This window comes from Umezawaea sp. Da 62-37 (assembly GCF_032460545.1).
Classification (GTDB): Bacteria; Actinomycetota; Actinomycetes; order Mycobacteriales; family Pseudonocardiaceae; genus Umezawaea.
Map to the genome: position 1 here is coordinate 3,906,744 of NZ_CP135965.1, position 17,969 is coordinate 3,924,712.

Below are 17,969 nucleotides of genomic sequence, written 5' to 3' on the forward strand. Positions count from 1 at the left end.
CGAGCGACCCGCGGAGGTCCCCGTCCCGCGGACCACGGCAGGAAGTGGAGCAGTGCGCCGCCGATGGGTGATCGGGCTCGTCCTCGTGGAGACGGACCTACCGTTGCGGGTCAGCGCCGGATTTCGACCGGACTTCCCCCAGGGGCAGCGCTGTGATGCTGTGCGTTGGGACGAGGGGGTGTCAACCGCGGGTGGCCGAGGTCACGTCGGTGCGCGGTCGACGCGGCCGGGGACTCCCCGGTCGCGTCGACCGCACTTCCGTTGCGCCCCAGGCGATCCGGGCGACTAGGCGTAGACCTGCAAGCCGGACAGCTGACCCGCTGGCCACCCCGTGTTGGCGGTGAAGTTGAGCCGCAGGTAGCGGGTCGCCGTGCCCGGCAGGGCGATGGTCACCGCGTTGCCGCTACCGGGGTTGAACGCGTACGCGGCGGAGGGCACCAGGGTGGTGGACCCGCCGTCGGTGACCGACAGCGTCTGCGTCCTGCTTCCCCAGGCCGCGGGCAGGGTCAGGACCGCCCACCGGGCGCCGGTGGCACTTCCCAGGTCGACCTGGAGCCATTGCGGGAAGGCGCTGTTGGCGCTTTCCCAGTAGGTGTCCGGATTGCCGTCGACCGCGTTGCCGCCGCCGTAGCCCTGGGTCTGGCTGCTCTGCGCGGTCCCCTTGCCCCGCGCCAGGTCCGCGGGCGGCGGCGGGGTGCCGCCGACGACGGGTTGGGTGGGGCGGACCGGGGTGAGGGCGATCTGCCCCTTGAGCATGCGGCCGCCGTCACCGGTGAGGCGGAGGTAGTAGTCGGCGGAGCAGGGGGTGCCGTCCTCGTCGAGCGCCAGCATCCCCGAACCGACCGGCACGAACGCCTGGGTCTCGGCGGTCTTGGCGATCTGGTTGCCCTCGTTGTACTCGTCGAACATGGAGATGTAGATGCCCTGCGCTCCCAGGCGGACCACGTTGTAGAACTGGCGCCACATGAAGTCGCCGTGCGCGCGGTGCCTCGACGGGAGGTCGCCGGGCAGGACGCAGGGCTGGTAGTCGATGCCGCGGGCGTTGCACTCGGCCTGGTCGGGCTGGTTGACGTTGGTGAAGAAGCGGTCGGTGTCCGCGACGTTCCCGATGCGGCCGACCATCCACGGCGACAGCATGTCGAACGAGCGGTACACCCCGGCGAAACCGGTCCGGGAGTCCTCGATCTCGGTGCGCCAGTGGGTCGGCACGCCGCCGATGACGTAGCAGCCCTGCGCCTTGAACCAGTTGATCACGTCCTGGCACGGGCCGGGGGCGAACGGCCTGCCGTCGTCGTTGAAGCCGAAGCCCCAGATGCAGACGACGGGTTTGCCGTTCTGGCGGGCGTAGGCGGGGGACGCGGTGTTGGCGGACATCTTGGTGGTCCAGTCGGTCTTGATCTCCGACTGCATGTTCGTCCAGTTGGTGACGTCGTACATGATGTAGAACTTGCGACCGTTGGCCTCGGCGGCGGACCGCACCTTGACCGCCATGCCGTCACGGGTCGGGCCCTCGCCGCCGAACGGGTTGAAGCGCTGCAACGCGGCGGTGTCGCAGTTGTTCTCGCGCATCCAGCGGAAGTGCGTGTCCACGGTCTGCTGGTCGTAGCTGGAGAACAGCGTGGCGGGCTGGCCGTTGCCGAGGTTCCGGTAGGCCGTCGGGAAGCCGCGGGCGTAGTCGCGCATGTCGGGCCACGCGGTGATCGCGGTGTTGGACGGGGAGGGGGCCTGGCCCCAGTTGTTGCCCCAGTGCCACCAGGCGTTGATGGGCGAGCCGTCGCCGGGGGCCGCGAACCAGCCCTGGTAGCCGACGGTGATCTTGCCGACGACGTCGCCGGGCGGGCTCGCGGCCCGCGCGGGTGCGGGGGCCACCCCCGCCAGTGCCGATGCCGCCAGTGCCGAACCGAGGAATGTCCTCCGGGACACAACCACCGCGATCTCCTTCGTTGGAGGTGCTCGCGGACCAGTGTTGCGCAAGAAGTGGGCAAAATCACGCAAAGTATCGACAGTCGTCGGAGTTCCGGTCGTCGACACGAAGATGCCCGCCGGACCGGAGCGGTCGGGCGGGCATCTTCCGGGACTGGCGGTCGGTCAGATGCGGACGTTCGACGAGACCAGCGCCGCCAGGCGGTCGCCGATCGCGTAGGTCGCGCCGGGCGACTGGTGGTCGCGCGTCGCCAGGTCGAAGGCCACGGAGGCCTCGATGCGGCGGGCGGACTCGTGCTCGCCGAGGTGGTCGAGCATCAGGGCGACCGATAGCACGGCGGCCGTCGGGTCCGCGATGCCCTGGCCCGCGATGTCCGGCGCGCTGCCGTGCACCGGCTCGAACATGCTCGGGTTGCGCCGGGTCACGTCGAGGTTGCCGCTGGCCGCGAGGCCGATGCCGCCGGTCACCGCCGCCGCCAGGTCCGTGAGGATGTCGCCGAACAGGTTGTCGGTGACGATCACGTCGTAGCGGCCGGGGTCGGTGACGAGGTGGATCGTGGCCGCGTCCACGTGCTGGTAGGACACGGTGACCTCCGGGTGCTGGAGGGACACCTCCTCCACCACGCGCGACCACAGCGAACCCGCGTGCGTCAGCACGTTCGTCTTGTGCACCAGCGTCACGTGCCTGCGCGGCCGGTTGGAGGCGCGGGCGAAGGCGTCCCGGACCACGCGCTCGACGCCGAACGAGGTGTTGATGCTGACCTCGGTGGCGATCTCGTGCGGGGTGTCCTTGCGCAGCAGGCCGCCGTTGCCCGCGTACAGGCCCTCGGTGCCTTCGCGCACGACGACCAGGTCGATCTCCGGCGCGTCGGCGAGCGGGCTGCGCACGCCGGGGTAGAGCCGAGCCGGGCGCAGGTTGACGTGGTGGTCCAGTTCGAAGCGGAGCCGCAGCAGCAGCCCCCGCTCCAGGATTCCGCTCGGCACCGACGGGTCGCCGACCGCGCCGAGCAGGATTCCGTCGTGCTGGCGCAACTCGCCGAGCACGGACTCCGGCAACAACTCCCCAGTGGAGTGCCAGCGAGCCGCGCCGAGGTCGTAACGCGTGATCTCGGCCGCCGGAACGACCTCACCGAGCACCTTGAGCGCTTCGGCGATGACCTCGGGCCCGATCCCGTCTCCTGGGATCACTGCGAGCCGCATCCACACACCTCCCAGGTATCAGTCCCAATTGTCGGGACTTACTTTCCTTTGCGAAAGGCTACCGGCAATCGGGAGCGCAAACGGTTCTCGACCACACTTTCGTGGCTACTTCTCCCGTACTTCGGGACACCTAGACGGTCCATACCACCCTTTCGGGTGTCACCCGCAGTGTCTAACGAGACCGGCCGGCCGGGGAAGTCCCCGACCGGCCGGTCCTCGTGTGGAGCACTACCGACTAGTAACCGGAGCCACCGGACCCGCGCACCTTCACCACGGAGACCTTGTCACCGGTCGCGTTGTGGTGGTTGAGCACGAGCAGGCTGTCCGCCTTGTCCTTGGCCAGGGCCGCGGTGTCGCGGTTGACCACGAGCGCGGTGCCGGGCTTGGCCACGTACGAGAGCGCGGCGTCACCGCCACCCTGCGCGGACAGACCCGGCTTGAGCGGGTCGAACGAGAACGAGCCGGGGATCGAGTCGATCAGGCCGTTCGTCGTTCCCGGCGCGACGTACAGACCCGCGACGCCGACCTGGTAGGACACCCGCGAGGTGTCCTTGGTCGGGTCGAGGCCGAGCGCCGTGAGCAGCACCGGCAGGACGACGACGTTGGTGTCGAACAGGTTCGTGTCGACGTCGCCGAACTGGCCGTTGAGGCTCTGGATGTCGACGGTCGCGCCGGTGGCGAGGTCCACCGTGGTGGCGACCATCAGGTCCGTGTCGGTCAGCTTGGTCGCGAACGTCTCGAAGTCCGGCACCCCGTCACCCGTGGTGTCGATGTCGACGAACGGGGTCGTGTTGCTGCCGATGTTGTACCAGTTGCTCCAGGTCGCCACGCCGAACGCGAGCAGCGACTCCTCGGGCGCGCCCTGCGCCTTGGCCAGCGGCGCGGTGGACGCGGCTCCGACGTAGCGGAGGTCGCCGCCCTTGGCCGTGCCGTTGACGGTGCAGTTCTCGGTGACCTTCTTGCCGCACTCCTTGAGCTTGGGCGAGGTGCCCTGGAGCTCCAGGACGCTGATCAGCGAGCGGTAAGCCTGCGAACCGGTGCCCTGGTTGACGCCCTTGCCCTTGAGGTTCAGGACGGCCTGCTTGTCCTTGCCCTTGAACTGGAGGGTCTCCGCGGTCGTGATCTTGGAGACCGGCTTCGGGGCCGAGTAGACCGGCACCCGCAGCGGGACCGTCGCGCCGGACTTCGGCGTGAAGACCACGCGGCCGGACGCGTCGGCCAGGAACTGGCGCGGCACGTCGAGCTGGAGCGGGTCGACGGTGGAGTCCATCGTCTTGCGCAGCGCGGCCGGGTTGTCGATCTTCAGGGTCACCTTGACCTTGGCGACGCCGCGGGGGCTGATCTTCACCGAACCCGAGGAGAGCTGGTAGCTCACGCCGGGGATGGAGGTGATGGCCTGGTAGCCCGCGGAGTACTCGACCCACTTGGCGCTCTTGTTGACCAGCTTGACGGTCTTGCTGAGCGACACCGGACCGCCGACCTCGACGGTGCCGAAGGAGACGCTCACGTTGCCCGGATCGTCCTGGACCATCGCGAGGACCTGGTTGTCCAGGGCGGCCTTGCCGTCGATCCGGCCGGAGCCGACGCGGTTGGGCGCGTAGGTCTTGCCGTCCTGCTTCACGTCGGCGCTCGCGCTGTTCATGATGTCGGCCTTGACCTCTTCGGTCGTCCAGTCCGGGTGCGCCTCGCGGACCAGGGCGGAGATGCCCGAGGTGTGCGGGGCGGCCATCGAGGTGCCGGAGATGACCAGGGTGCCGTTGCCGGAGCCGACCAGCGCCGAGGCGATGGTGTCACCGGGGGCGGCGATGTCCGGCTTCACGACCGGGCCGCGCACACCACGGGAGGTGAACGAGCTCGGGGTGTCGCTGATGGACTGGTCGTAGGTCGGGGTCGAGGTGCGCAGCTCGCCCGCGAGGCGGACCTGGAGCGTGCCCGCGTCCAGCGCCGGGCGGAGGGCCGCGGTGGCCGTCCCGGTGAACTGGAAGACCGGGATGGTCGCGTTGCCCGCGATGCCCGCGTTGAAGTTCTCCAGGGTGGACGAGAACAGCGCGCCGACCGCGCCGGCGGCCTGGGCGTTGTTCGTGCGCACACCGGAACCGCAGCGGCGGGTGGCGTCGACGTCGTCCCACTCGAGCCAGGCGAACTTGCCCGCGACGAGCGCGGCGTCGGCGGCCGAGAACGGCAGGCAGCCGTCGAGGTTCGCCGGGTCGGTCAGCTTCGCGACCGGCTTGGTGAGGTCGAGCGTCGGGTAGCCGGTGTAGTTCTGGCTGTACTGGCCGGGCTTGACGCCGGTCACGCCCGCGGGGGCCTTGACCTCGGCGCCGTCGCGCAGCACGTAGGAGTCGCGGACCGAGGCGACGGTCAGGGCCTCGGGCGAGGAGCCCGGCGAGCCGCCGATGTCGTACAGGTCGCCACCGTTGCCCGCGGAGAACACCGTCAGCACGTTCTTCTTGTTCAGCTTCTTCACGAAGAGGCTGTCGGGGTCGTCCGGTGCGCCGTAGTCCTGGCCCAGCGACAGGTTGACCACGTCGAGGTGGTCGGAGAAGTCGCCGTCGCCGTCGGGGTCGAGCGCCCAGTCGAGGGCCACCGACGTCACGTTGGTCGAGCCCTCGCAGCCGAACACCTTCAGCGCGTACAGGAGCGCCTTCGGGGCCGTGCCGGGGCCGATCTTCATGGCGTTGAGCGCCTCGGGCGTGAGCTTCGTGTAGTCGCCCTTGAACGTCGTGCCGTCGGCGTTGACGCCGAAGCCCGCCGTCGTGCCCGAGACGTGCGTGCCGTGGCTGTTGCAGTCGATCGGGTTCGGGTCCGGCTTCGGCGTGTTGAGCGCCGGGTCCTCGCTGGCGCCGTCGTAGCCGTTGCCGACGAAGTCCGTGCCGCCGACGACCTTGGCGGTCGGGAAGTACGACGGGTCCACCTTGGTCTCGTCGATCGCCTCGAACGCCGCGGGCGTGCCGGGGCCGCCGAAGTCGGCGTGGGTGTAGTCGATGCCGGTGTCGATGATGCCGATCCGGACGTTCTCACCCAGCTTGCCGTACTGCTGCCACGCCTTGTACGTGTTGGTCAGCTGCACCGCGTTCGAGTTGGTGCGGGTCTTCGGCACGACGGCGCGGACGGACTTCACGTCCGGGCGGTCGGCCAGCTCGCGGACCTTCGCGGCGTCGGCGGTGACGATGACACCGGGGACGCCGTTCGTGGTCCGGGAGACCTCCCTGGTGGAGGAGTCGGTGCTCTTGAGCTGGCCGACGACCTGGTCGGTGACCTTGGTCGTGTCGCTCTTCGTCACCTTGGCGGCCTGCTTGGCCTGCTCCTTGGTGGCGCCCTGGCTGGTCTTCTCGTCGAAGGTGTCGACGGCGGGCTTCGCCTCGAGCTCGACGAACGCGGTGACCTTGCCGGAGGTCGTCTTCAGCCGAGGCGAGACCTTCAGCTGCAGGGAAGCGGCCGGTAGACCCTTCGCGGCGGCGACGGAGTCCGCCTTCGGGTCGTCTGCGGCGACCGCGGAGCCCGCGGTGGCGCCGACTACCAGGATCGCGGCGAGCACGGGGCCCGCTGTCCTGGCGAGAATGCGAGTTCGACTCACAACATGCCCCAACCGAGGCCGGATACGACCGCGCGGGCAGGGAGAGAACCGGGTAGGGACTGCTCGCGGGGGTGCCGTGCCCTCTACGGCACCTCGGTCAACCTCGTTGGGGGGAATTTAATCGGTCAACATCGCCGAGATATTACTCCGAACGAGTGAAGGCACCCACAGAATTGCTTACCAGATGTCAACTGTCACACGTCCAGGCGTACGCGCGACATACCTGGTCAAGCGAACTCGCTCCAGGGGGCGTTCCGGGGCCGGAACGCCCCCTGGACCGTGACTACTCGAAGCTGACGGAGCCGACCTTGTGCGCGCCGACCGAGGCGCCGATCGGGTCCAGCACCTGGGTGTCGACCTGGCGGTCCACCCGCAGCAGCATGAACGCGTCGGAGCCGTCCGTGGTCTGGCTGATCTGCGCGGCCTCCACGTTCACGCCCGCCTCGCCCAGCAGCGTGCCGACGGTGCCCATGACGCCGGGGCGGTCCGGGTACTCCAGCAGCAGGACGGTGCCCTCGGCGCGCAGGTCGAAGCTGCGGCCGTTGATGCCGACGATCTTCTCGACCTGGTCGAGGCCGGTGAGCGTGCCGGACACCGAGAGCACGGTGCCGTCGACCTGCACCGCGCGCACCGTGACGAGGCTGCGGTGGTTCGCGCTCTCCGGCTCCTTCACCAGCTCCACCGCGACACCCAGCGACGCCGCCAGGTTCGGGGCGTTGACGAAGGTGACCTGCTCCTCGACGACGCTGGAGAACACGCCGCGCAGCGCGGCCAGCGGCAGCACCGCCACGTCCTCGTTGGACAGCTCGCCGCGCACCTCGACGGTGACCGACGTCGGCGCCTTGGTCGACAGCGCGGCCAGCACGGTGCCGAGCTTCTGCACCAGCGGCAGGTACGGGCGGACCTCCTCGCCCACGACGCCACCGCCCTGGACGTTGACCGCGTCCGGCACGAACTCGCCCTGCAGCGCCAGCAGCACCGAACGCGCGACGTCCGTGCCCGCGCGGTCCTGCGCCTCGGTCGTGGAAGCGCCGAGGTGCGGCGTCACGACGATGTTCGGCACGCCGAACAGCGGGCTCTCGGTGGTCGGCTCGGTCGAGAACACGTCGATGCCCGCACCGCCGACCTGGCCCTCGCGCACCGCGTCGGCCAGCGCCTGCTCGTCCACCAGGCCGCCGCGGGCGGCGTTGACGACGATCACGCCGCGCTTCGCCTTCGCCAGCTGGTCGGCGCCGATGAGGCCCTTGGTCTCGGGCGTCTTCGGGAGGTGGATGGAGATCGCGTCCGAGCGCTCCAGCAGCTCCTCCAGCGTGACCAGCTCGATGCCGAGCTGCGCCGCGCGGGCCGCGGAGACGTACGGGTCGTAGGCGATGAGGTTCACGCCGAACGCCGCGACGCGGGCCGCGAACAGCTGCCCGATCTTGCCGAGGCCGACGACGCCCACGGTCTTGCCGTTGAGCTCGATGCCGTTGAAGGAGCTGCGCTTCCACGTGCCCGCTTGCAGGGTGGCGTGCGCGGCGGGCACCTGGCGGGCGACCGACAGGAGCAGCGCCACGGCGTGCTCGGCGGCCGACACGATGTTCGACGTGGGCGCGTTGACGACCATCACACCGCGGGCGGTGGAGGCGGGCACGTCGACGTTGTCGAGACCCACACCGGCGCGCGCCACGACCTTCAGCCGCGTGCTCGCGGCGAGCACCTCGGCGTCCACCTTCGTGGCGGAGCGCACGAGCAGCGCGTCGGCGTCGGCAACGGCTTCGAGCAGCGCGGGACGGTCGGTGCCATCGACATGGCGCACCTCGATCCCGTCACCGAAAACGTCGAGCACCGAGGGGGCCAGCTTCTCGGCGATCAGGACAACAGGTCGGCTCGTGCTCACGGACGTTGCTCCCAGGGCATCGGGGATCAGATGGGGAGCGCGGGCCACGGCCGGATGGGCGCCGTCGGCAGCCGCGCCGACCGGCCACGGCAATGTGTCCGGACTGTTAACGAGTCTAGTCAGCGAGGTCTCGCCCACCATCGCCGGGTGTCCCACCTCACCAGGGGGTTCACCAGTACGGGCGTCCCGCTGACCTGCGGTCTCACGGTGTGGGAGGGGGTGGGTCGGGGGTTCGGCGGGGTTCGGCGGGGTTCGGTGATGTGGGGGTGGGGGTTCGGGGGCGCCGGGGGGGGTGTGGGTGCGTGGGTGGGGCGGGGTTGGAGGGTGGGCGGTGCATGGGTGTGCGGTGTGCGGGTGGTGGTGGGGTCGAGGAGTGCGTGTGCGGATAAGGGTGCTGATGGGTTGGCTCATGCGTAGAGCCCACACCGTCCGGTCAGTCCCGGCCGACCCATCCGCGCCAGCCCATCCTCGCCAGCCGATCCTCGTGAGCCTGGCCGACTGGCCCACCCCGCCGCCTGGGGCCGCACGACCTCGTCCGCTGCCCACTGCGCGCTGGCCAATCCCTGCTACCCGATCCCCGCAGGCCTCGCCCGCCGGTTCCAGCCCGCCGCCCAAGCCCTGCCAGTCAATCCCCACTGCCCGGTCGTCGTCGACCGCGCGGTTGCTGGTCTGCGGTAGCGCGGCCGTGGGATCCAGGAATTGTCGGACCCCTTGAGTACCTTGGGTTTCGGGGGGTCTTCACGTCAGGGGGACCCTGGTTTGGGGTGTGTTCTCGCCGATGTGCGGGGCTGGCTCCAGGGAACATGCCTCCACCCCGCTCGCCGAGTGTTCTGGGCTTGACGCAGCTTGTCAAGACGATAGAGCTGTCTTGACAAGCTGCGTCAAGCCCAGAGATGGCTTCGGATCGGGGTGCAGGGGTAGGTCTGGCTACGCCAGCATCGGGCTACGCCCGACAAGACATCAGGCTGCGCCTGACCAGGCATCCTGGCTTCGCTTCGGACCAAGCATCAGGCTGCGCCTGACCAAGCATCCTGGCTTCGCGTCGGACCAAGCATCAGGCTGCGCCTGATCGGGCACCTGGCTTCGCTTCGGTCAGGCATCGGGCTGCGCCCGACAAAGCCGGGCTGGCCCGTCGAGCAGCCGGTCACCAGGGCTCGTCGAACTCGCCGTCCTTCGCCCCCAGGATGAACGCGTCCCACTCCGCCGGTGTGAACACCAGGACCGGGCCCTCCGGGTGGGCGGAGTTGCGCATCGCCACGTAGGTGACGCCGTCGGTGTGTTCCACGAAGGCGATTTCCACGTGTTCGCCGTCGGGGTCGCCTTCGTCGCCGCGTTGCCATTCGGCGGTCGTCAGGTCGAGGTTGCCGCGCACGTGGGCTTTGTCGTCGTAGATGGGCGCGCTTTCCGTCATGCCCCTAGGTATACCGGAGCCCGCGACGCCTGTGGCATCGCGGGCTCCGTGTGATCAACGTGCTGCTCAGACGGTGTCGGTGAGCGGTCGGTCGACCCAGGACATGAGGCCGCGCAGCTTCTTGCCGACCTCCTCGATCGGGTGCTGTTCGCCCTCGGCCTGCAACTTCTTGTAGTTGTTGCGGCCCGCCTCGTCCTCGGCGACCCACTCGTTCGCGAAGGTGCCGTCCTGGATCTCGCCCAGGATCTTCTTCATCTCCTCCTTGACCGCGGCGTTGATCACGCGCGGGCCGCGGGTCAGGTCGCCGTACTCGGCGGTGTCGGAGATGGAGTAGCGCATGCGGGCGATGCCGCCCTCGTACATGAGGTCCACGATGAGCTTGAGTTCGTGGAGGACCTCGAAGTACGCGATCTCGGGGGCGTAGCCGGCCTCGGTCAGGACCTCGAAACCGGTCTGCACGAGGGCGGAAGCGCCGCCGCAGAGCACGGCCTGCTCGCCGAAGAGGTCGGTCTCGGTCTCTTCCGTGAACGTGGTCTTGATGACGCCGGCGCGCGTGCCGCCGATGCCCGCGGCGTAGGACAGGGCGAGTGCCTGCGCGCCGCCGGTGGCGTCCTGGTGGATGGCGATGAGCGCGGGGACGCCCTTGCCGTCGACGAACTGGCGGCGGACCAGGTGGCCGGGGCCCTTCGGGGCGACCATGGCGACGTCCACACCGGACGGCGCCTCGATGAGGCCGTAGCGGATGTTGAAGCCGTGGCCGAAGAAGATCGCGTCGCCGTCCTTGAGGTTCGGCGCGATGTCCTTCGCGTAGATGTGCCGCTGGGCGGTGTCCGGCGCCAGGATCATGATCAGGTCGGCCTCGGCGGACGCCTCGGCGGGCGTGAGCACGCGGAGACCCTCTTCCTCGGCCTTGGCACGGGACTTCGAGGTCTCCAGGAGACCGATCCGCACGTCGACGCCGGAGTCGCGCAGGCTCAGCGCGTGCGCGTGGCCCTGGCTGCCGTAGCCGATCACGGCGACCTTGCGGCCCTGGATGATGCTCAGGTCCGCATCGTCGTCATAGAAGATCTCGACGCTCATGGTGTTACTTCTTCCTTCCCTGCAACGAACTTCAGTCTGGTTGCCGGCTTCGCCGACGTTGGGTTTCAGCGCACCGCGGTGGCGGTGATCGAACGGGCGCCGCGGCCGATCGCGACCATGCCGGACTGCACGATCTCGCGGAGGCCGTACGGTTCCAGCATTCGGAGCAGCGCGTCGAGCTTGTCAGACGTGCCCGTGGCCTCGACGGTGACCGCCTCGGGCGAGACGTCGACGACCTTCGCGCGGAACAGCTGCACGGTTTCGAGGACCTGGCTGCGCACGGTGGCGTCGGCCCTGACCTTCACGAGCACCAGTTGTCGCTGAACCGAAGCGGTCGGCTCCAGTTCCACGATCTTGATCACGTTGATCAGCTTGTTGAGCTGCTTGGTGACCTGTTCCAGGGGCAGTTCGTCCACCGAGACGACGATGGTCATCCGGGAGATGTCGGGGTACTCGGTGCGGCCGACGGCCAGCGACTCGATGTTGAAGCCCCGGCGGGAGAACAGGCCTGCGACGCGGGCGAGCACGCCGGGCTTGTCCTCGACCAGGACGCTCAGGGTGTGGCGGGTCATCACAGGTCCTCATCGAACAGTGGGCGGATGCCGCGTGCGGCCATGATCTCGGAGTTGCCGGTGCCCGCGGCGACCATGGGCCACACCTGGGCGTCCTTGCCGACCACGAAGTCGATGACGACCGGGCGGTCGTTGATCTCCATGGCCTTCTTGATGACCTCGTCGACCTCTTCGCGGGACTCCGCGCGCAGACCGGCGCAGCCCATGGCCTCGCCGAGCAGCTTGAAGTCCGGGATGCGGTGCTTGTGCGTCCCGAGGTCGGTCTGCGAGTAGCGACCCTCGTAGAACAGGGTCTGCCACTGGCGGACCATGCCCAGGTTGCCGTTGTTGATGACGGCGACCTTGATCGGCAGGCCCTCGATGGCGCAGGTGGCCAACTCCTGATTGGTCATCTGGAAGCAGCCGTCGCCGTCGATCGCCCAGACCGCCTTGTCCGGCGCCCCCGCCTTGGCGCCCATCGCCGCGGGGACCGCGTAGCCCATCGTGCCGAGCCCGCCGGAGTTGATCCACGTCCGCGGGTTCTCGTACTTGATGAACTGCGCCGCCCACATCTGGTGCTGCCCGACACCCGCGGTGTAGTGCGCGTCCGGGCCGACCAGCGAACCGATCCGCTCGATCACGTACTGCGGCGACAGCGTCCCGTCCGACGGCCAGTCGTAGCCCAGCGGGTAGGTCTCCTTGAGGTTGTTCAAGTAGGCCCACCACGGCGCCAGGTCGGCCTTCTTGTCCGAGTGCTCGACCTCGGCGCGGATCGCGTCGACCAGCTCGGTGATGATCTCCTTGCAGTCACCCACGATCGGCACGTCGGCACGCCGGTTCTTGGAGATCTCGGCCGGGTCGATGTCCGCGTGCACGACCTGCGCGTGCGGCGCGAACGACGACAGCTGGCCGGTCACCCGGTCGTCGAACCGCGCGCCGAGCGCGACCAGCAGGTCGGCCTCCTGCATCGCGGCGACCGCGCCGACCGACCCGTGCATGCCGGGCATGCCCATGTGCTGCGGGTGCGAGTCCGGGAACGCGCCCTTGGCCATCAGCGTCGTGACGACCGGGATGCCCGTGGACTCGGCCAGCCGCAGCAGTTCCGCGTGCGCGTCGGCCTTGATGACGCCGCCGCCGACGTAGAGCACCGGCTTGCGGGCCGCGGCGATCAGCTTCGCGGCCTCGCGCACCTGCTTCCCGTGGGGCCGCGTGGTCGGGCGGTAACCCGGCAGGCGCAGCTCCGGCGGCCAGGAGAACGTGGTCATCTCCTGGAGCACGTCCTTGGGGATGTCCACCAGCACCGGGCCGGGTCGGCCCGTCGACGCCAGGTGGAACGCCTCCGCGATCGCCCGCGGGATCTCCACCGGGTCCGTCACGAGGAAGTTGTGCTTGGTGATCGGCATCGTGATGCCGCAGATGTCCGCTTCCTGGAACGCGTCCGTGCCGATCAGCGCCCGGCTCTGCTGCCCGGTGATCGCGACGACGGGGACCGAGTCCATGTTCGCGTCGGCCAGCGGCGTCACCAGGTTCGTGGCTCCCGGCCCCGACGTCGCCATGCACACGCCGACCTTGCCCGTGGCCTGCGCGTACCCCGTCGCCGCGTGGCCCGCGCCCTGCTCGTGGCGGACCAGGATGTGCCGGACCTTCGTCGAGTCCAGGAGCGGGTCGTAGGCGGGGAGGATCGTGCCACCCGGAATGCCGAAGACGATTTCGCAGCCGACGGCTTCGAGTGAACGGACGAGCGACTGGGCACCGGTCACCCGGATGGGGGCCCCGGTCGGCGGGGCCGGTTTCGGCCGCGGTCCGGGGCGGGGCGACTCGCCGGGAGCCTGTCGCGAGGTTGCGCTAGTCATCTGTCTGCCTCGTGGGGTCGGATGCGGTGGGGAGCCCACCTGGGGGTCCGGGCACGAAAAAACCCTCGACAACCCGGATGGGTCGTACGAGGGTCGCGCGTCGACGCAGCTGTTCTGCCTAGGCGTCGACGCGCCTGGGAAGTACGAGAACGAGCGTGCGCTGCATGGCCGTGACGTTAACCGTGAATCCCGCGAACCGTCAACTGGGCGGGATCGAATTCCCGGATCGTGGACGTGATGTGGTGCACGAACACGGCCCGGAGTCACCCGTGCGGCTGACCGGTGCGACCATGTCCGACGTGGACAAGCTGGTCTTCCGAATCCCCGCCGTAGCCCTGCTCGCCTCCGGTGTCGGCATCATCTGCGTCACCCCCGTGGCGTTCGCCGTACCGGGCTTGCAGGTGCTGTACGTGCTGCCGTTGGTGTTCGCCGTGTGGGTGCTGCGGAACCGGACGACGGTCGACTCGGAGAAGATCGTCGCGCGCGGGGTGTTCGGCAAGCGGGTCGTGCCGTGGACCGACGTGAAGGCCATCAAGCTGACCGAGCGGTCCTGGCTGAGCGCCGTGCTGACCGACGACAAGCTGGTGAAGCTGCCCGCCGTGCGGATGATGCACCTGCCTGCGCTGGCCGCGGTGAGCGGTGGCCGGATCGCGGATCCGTCGGTGAAGGCGGTGAAGGCGGAGGAGCCGGTCGAGGTCGCGGAGTCCGCGGAGGTCGTTGAGGCCGCCGAAGCCGCCACCGTCGTCGAGGACGCCGCGCCGGACGCGGTCGAGCCGGATGTGACGGCCGTCGAACCGGCCGTCGAACCGGTGGCCGCGCCGGAAAACGCGGACCAGCAGCCACCGACGACGTCGAGCCGGGTGTCCGACTGAGGAACTCGCTGTGTCTGAGCGTTCGACTCGCGGTGTCTGAAGGTTCGACACGGGGTGTCTGGGGGTTCGACTCGCGGGGAAGTGTGCTCGATCGGGTGGTGTGGTTCACGTGGGTCGAACCGGGGGGCTCCGTAGAGTCGGGCCCGTGCTCAAGACCTCCCGCGTCCCCCTGATCAGTCTCGTCCTGGCCCTCGCGGGACTCGCCGTCTCCGTCTACCTGACGATCGCGCACTACGGCGCCCCCGAGCTGCTCGTCTGCTCCGAGAACAGCGTCGTCGACTGCGCCACCGTCACCAGCAGCGAGCAGTCCGAACTGCTCGGCATCCCCGTGGCCGTCCTGGGCGCCCTCTTCTACGCCTTCCTCACCGCCCTCTGCCTCCCGTGGGCGTGGCGGACCGAGAACCCGTGGATCGGCTGGGCGCGGCTGGGGTCGGTCGCGGTCGGCGTGCTGTTCGTCGTGTACCTGGTGGCGGCCGAGTTCCTGCTGATCGGGAAGATCTGCCTGTGGTGCACGGTGGTCCACGTGATCACGCTCGCACTGGCCGGTCTTCTGGTCGCCGCGGCGCTGCGCCCGAGTAACGTCTGAACCACCGCTCCACCGCACGTCACGCCCACCAGGCGTCTGAAACCACTGCTGCGCACTCAGATCTTGGAGGAGCCGTGCCCTCGCTACGGTCCCGAATCACCACCCACGGCCGCAACGCCGCGGGCGCCCGTTCGCTGTGGCGGGCCACCGGCATGACCGACTCGGACTTCGGCAAGCCGATCATCGCCATCGCGAACTCCTACACCCAGTTCGTGCCCGGCCACGTGCACCTGCGCGACCTCGGCGACATCGTGGCCGAGGGCATCCGCGAGGCGGGCGGGGTGCCGCGGGAGTTCCACACGATCGCGGTGGACGACGGCATCGCGATGGGGCACAGCGGGATGCTCTACTCCCTGCCCTCGCGCGAGGTGATCGCGGACGCGGTCGAGTACATGGTGAACGCGCACCAGGCCGACGCGATCGTGTGCATCTCGAACTGCGACAAGATCACGCCCGGCATGTTGAACGCGGCGCTGCGGCTGAACATCCCGGTGGTGTTCGTGTCCGGCGGGCCGATGGAGGCGGGCAAGGCCGTCATCGTGGACGGGGTGGCGATCCCCTCGTCCGACCTGATCACGACGATCTCCGCGTCGGCGAACGCGAACGTCGACCAGGAGGGCCTGGACGCGGTCGAGCGGTCGGCGTGCCCGACGTGCGGGTCGTGCTCCGGCATGTTCACCGCGAACTCGATGAACTGCCTCACCGAGGCGCTCGGGCTGGCGCTGCCGGGCAACGGGTCGACGCTGGCCACGCACGCCGCGCGCCGCGACCTGTTCGTCGAGGCCGGCAAGACGGTCGTGGAGCTGTGCCGCCGCTGGTACGAGCAGGACGACGAGTCGGCGCTGCCGCGGTCGATCGCGAACCGCAAGGCGTTCGAGAACGCCATGGCGCTGGACATGGCGATGGGCGGCTCGACGAACACCGTGCTGCACATCCTCGCCGCCGCGCAGGAGGGCGAGATCGACTTCACGCTCCAGGACATCGACGACATCAGCCGCCGGGTGCCGTGCCTGTCGAAGGTGTCGCCGAACTCGGACTTCCACATGGAGGACGTGCACCGGGCGGGCGGCATCCCGGCGCTGCTCGGCGAGCTGGACCGCGGCGGCCTGCTGCACCGCGACGTGCACTCGGTGCACAGCACGTCGCTCTCGGAGTGGCTGGGTGAATGGGACGTGCGCGGTGCCTCGCCGTCCGAGCGGGCTGTGGAGCTGTTCCACGCGGCGCCCGGCGGGGTGCGGACGACGGAGGCGTTCTCCACGTCGAACCGCTGGTCCTCTTTGGACACCGACGCGGCGGAGGGGTGCATCCACGACGTGGAGCACGCCTTCACCAAGGACGGCGGGCTCGCGGTGCTGCGCGGGAACCTGGCCGAGCGCGGCGCGGTGATCAAGGCGGCGGGCATCGACGAGGAGCTGTGGCACTTCGAGGGGCCCGCGCGGGTCGTGGAGAGCCAGGAGGAGGCCGTGTCGGTGATCCTGAAGAAGGAGATCCAGGCCGGTGACGTGCTGGTCGTGCGCTACGAGGGTCCGGCGGGCGGGCCGGGGATGCAGGAGATGCTGCACCCGACGGCGTTCCTCAAGGGGTCCGGTTTGGGCAAGAAGTGCGCGTTGATCACGGATGGGCGGTTCTCGGGCGGGTCCTCGGGATTGTCGATCGGCCACGTGTCGCCCGAGGCGGCCGGTGGCGGGGCGATCGGGCTGGTGCAGGACGGGGATCGGATCCTGATCGACGTGCACGAGCGGCGGTTGGAGCTGCTGGTGGACGAGGACGTGCTGGCGGAGCGGCGGGCGAAGATGGACGCCGCCGAACGGCCGTGGCAGCCGGTGGACCGGGTGCGGCCGGTGACGGCGGCGTTGCGGGCTTATGCGCGGTTGACGACGGATGCGTCTACGGGGGCTGTTAGGGATCCGTCTCGGTAGGTGGGGTTGGTGGCGGGGGGGAGAGCGCGAAGCCCGGCCCCCGGTGCGCGATTGTCTCAATGCCACACCCCCCGTTTGTCAAGGCGGGAAAGATGCCTTGACAAACGGGGGGTGTGGCAGGAGGGCGCTGTGTATCGGGGGCAGGGGTAGGACTGGCTTCGCCACAGGGCATCAGGCTGCGCCTGACTCGGGCACCTCGCTGGCGCGTCGGCAGAGCACCTCGCTGGCGCGTCGGCAGAGCACCTCGCTGGCGCGTCGGCAGAGCACCTCGCTGGCGCGTCGGCAGAGCACCTCGCTGGCGCGTCGGCAGAGCACCTCGCTGGCGCGTCGGCAGAGCACCTCGCTGCGCGTCGGTAGGACGGTGGGGGTTAGACGGAGCGGAAGACGTACAGGGTCGCGATGACTGCGGCGGCGGAGATGACGAGGAAGATGGTGCCGCTGAGCAGTGGGCGGCGGAACCAGGAGCGGCCGTGGTCGAGGGCGGCGCGGCCGGGGCCGGTGAAGAGCAGGGCGAAGGCCATGACGGCGAACGAGGCCTCCTGTTCGACGCCGGGGGCGCCGAAGAAGCCGCCGCCCCACTTGACGACGATGGCGTTGGCCATCACGCCGAGGATACCGGCCGCCGCGAGTGGCGTGAACAGGCCGAACACCAGCAGGACGCCGCCGCCGAGCTCGGTGACGCCGGTGACCCAGGACAGTATGCGAGCCTCGCGGAAGCCCGAGGTCTCGAGGAACTTCGCGAAGCCGTCGATCCCCGGACCGCCGAACATGCCGAAGACCTTCTGGAGGCCGTGCACGACGAAGGCGGCGCCCAGGGCGACCCTCAGGACGAACAGCCCCAGGTCGGTGCCGCCGTTCCAGGCGAACACGCGGCGACGGTCGTAGTCGTCCTCGTAGTGCGTGGAGACGGGGTCGACCGGATCGACCGGGGTGCCGTAGCCGGTGCTGTCGTAGGGCTTGGTGCCGGAGTCGAAGGACTGGGTGCCGTCGTCGAAGTGGTGCACGCCTCCGCTCGCACCGCTCGTCGGGTAGAAACCGTCGTCGGGGTAACCACCGGAGCCGGAGCGGTCGTCGTGAGTAGCCACGAATCGGCACGATAGGAGAATCGGGCGACGTTG

General features: G+C 69.5%; 12 protein-coding genes and 1 riboswitch. Of the genes, 3 read left to right on the plus strand and 9 right to left on the minus strand.

Annotated features, from left to right (window positions below):
- Positions 1 to 65 precede the first annotated feature (65 nt).
- Positions 66 to 139, minus strand: a riboswitch (cobalamin riboswitch).
- A gap of 146 nt (positions 140 to 285) precedes the next feature.
- From RM788_RS17325 to RM788_RS17360, 8 genes are all read right to left on the minus strand, one after another.
- Complete coding sequence (locus RM788_RS17325; RefSeq protein WP_315932723.1) at positions 286 to 1,923, minus strand: glycoside hydrolase family 99 protein; 1,638 nt, start codon at positions 1,921 to 1,923, stop codon at positions 286 to 288.
- A 165-nt stretch (positions 1,924 to 2,088) separates the two neighbouring features.
- Positions 2,089 to 3,123 (minus strand): 3-isopropylmalate dehydrogenase, encoded by a 1,035-nt coding sequence (locus RM788_RS17330; RefSeq protein WP_315932724.1) that lies wholly within the window; start codon positions 3,121 to 3,123, stop codon positions 2,089 to 2,091.
- A 235-nt stretch (positions 3,124 to 3,358) separates the two neighbouring features.
- The gene (locus tag RM788_RS17335; protein ID WP_399343842.1) at positions 3,359 to 6,700 is read right to left on the minus strand and encodes a S8 family peptidase; all 3,342 of its coding nucleotides are present in this window, start codon (positions 6,698 to 6,700) and stop codon (positions 3,359 to 3,361) included.
- A 283-nt stretch (positions 6,701 to 6,983) separates the two neighbouring features.
- A complete protein-coding gene (gene serA, locus RM788_RS17340; protein WP_315932726.1) occupies positions 6,984 to 8,579 on the minus strand; it encodes a phosphoglycerate dehydrogenase in 1,596 nt (531 codons plus the stop codon).
- Positions 8,580 to 9,723: 1,144 nt separating this feature from the next.
- A complete protein-coding gene (locus tag RM788_RS17345; RefSeq protein ID WP_315932727.1) occupies positions 9,724 to 9,990 on the minus strand; it encodes a DUF397 domain-containing protein in 267 nt (88 codons plus the stop codon).
- Between the two features lie 66 nt (positions 9,991 to 10,056).
- The gene (ilvC, locus tag RM788_RS17350; RefSeq protein WP_315932728.1) at positions 10,057 to 11,070 is read right to left on the minus strand and encodes a ketol-acid reductoisomerase; all 1,014 of its coding nucleotides are present in this window, start codon (positions 11,068 to 11,070) and stop codon (positions 10,057 to 10,059) included.
- 65 nt (positions 11,071 to 11,135) lie between these two features.
- Positions 11,136 to 11,642, minus strand: coding sequence for an acetolactate synthase small subunit (gene ilvN / locus RM788_RS17355; protein ID WP_315932729.1), 507 nt, complete (start codon positions 11,640 to 11,642; stop codon positions 11,136 to 11,138).
- On the minus strand, positions 11,642 to 13,474 hold the full coding sequence (locus RM788_RS17360) for an acetolactate synthase large subunit (protein WP_315932730.1): 1,833 nt from the start codon (positions 13,472 to 13,474) through the stop codon (positions 11,642 to 11,644). Before RM788_RS17360 ends, ilvN begins: the two co-directional genes overlap by 1 nt.
- A 269-nt stretch (positions 13,475 to 13,743) precedes the next feature.
- Here RM788_RS17360 and RM788_RS17365 point away from each other — a divergent pair, with 269 nt between their 5' ends.
- The 3 genes from RM788_RS17365 to ilvD all read left to right on the plus strand — a co-directional run bounded on the left by RM788_RS17365 (position 13,744) and on the right by ilvD (position 16,851).
- Positions 13,744 to 14,346, plus strand: coding sequence for a PH domain-containing protein (locus tag RM788_RS17365; protein ID WP_315932731.1), 603 nt, complete (start codon positions 13,744 to 13,746; stop codon positions 14,344 to 14,346).
- A 145-nt stretch (positions 14,347 to 14,491) separates the two neighbouring features.
- Entirely contained in the window at positions 14,492 to 14,932 is a 441-nt protein-coding gene (locus RM788_RS17370; protein WP_315932732.1) for a vitamin K epoxide reductase family protein, read from the plus strand.
- Positions 14,933 to 15,006: 74 nt separating this feature from the next.
- Positions 15,007 to 16,851: a dihydroxy-acid dehydratase gene (gene ilvD, locus RM788_RS17375; protein WP_315932733.1), complete on the plus strand. Its 1,845-nt coding sequence runs from the start codon at positions 15,007 to 15,009 to the stop codon at positions 16,849 to 16,851.
- Positions 16,852 to 17,219: 368 nt separating this feature from the next.
- Here the strand turns inward: ilvD and RM788_RS17380 are convergent, their stop codons facing one another.
- Positions 17,220 to 17,936, minus strand: a complete 717-nt coding sequence (locus RM788_RS17380) for a DoxX family protein (RefSeq protein ID WP_315932735.1) — start codon at positions 17,934 to 17,936, stop codon at positions 17,220 to 17,222.
- Between the last annotated feature and the right edge of the window lie 33 nt (positions 17,937 to 17,969).

Excerpts from the sequence above, each read along its gene's own strand:
- RM788_RS17330 (WP_315932724.1), bottom strand. The coding sequence starts at position 3,123 with ATGCGGCTCGCAGTGATCCCAGGAGACGGGATCGGGCCCGAGGTCATC.
- RM788_RS17345 (WP_315932727.1), bottom strand. The coding sequence starts at position 9,990 with ATGACGGAAAGCGCGCCCATCTACGACGACAAAGCCCACGTGCGCGGC.
- ilvC (WP_315932728.1), bottom strand. The coding sequence starts at position 11,070 with ATGAGCGTCGAGATCTTCTATGACGACGATGCGGACCTGAGCATCATC.
- ilvN (WP_315932729.1), bottom strand. The coding sequence starts at position 11,642 with ATGACCCGCCACACCCTGAGCGTCCTGGTCGAGGACAAGCCCGGCGTG.
- RM788_RS17360 (WP_315932730.1), bottom strand. The coding sequence starts at position 13,474 with ATGACTAGCGCAACCTCGCGACAGGCTCCCGGCGAGTCGCCCCGCCCC.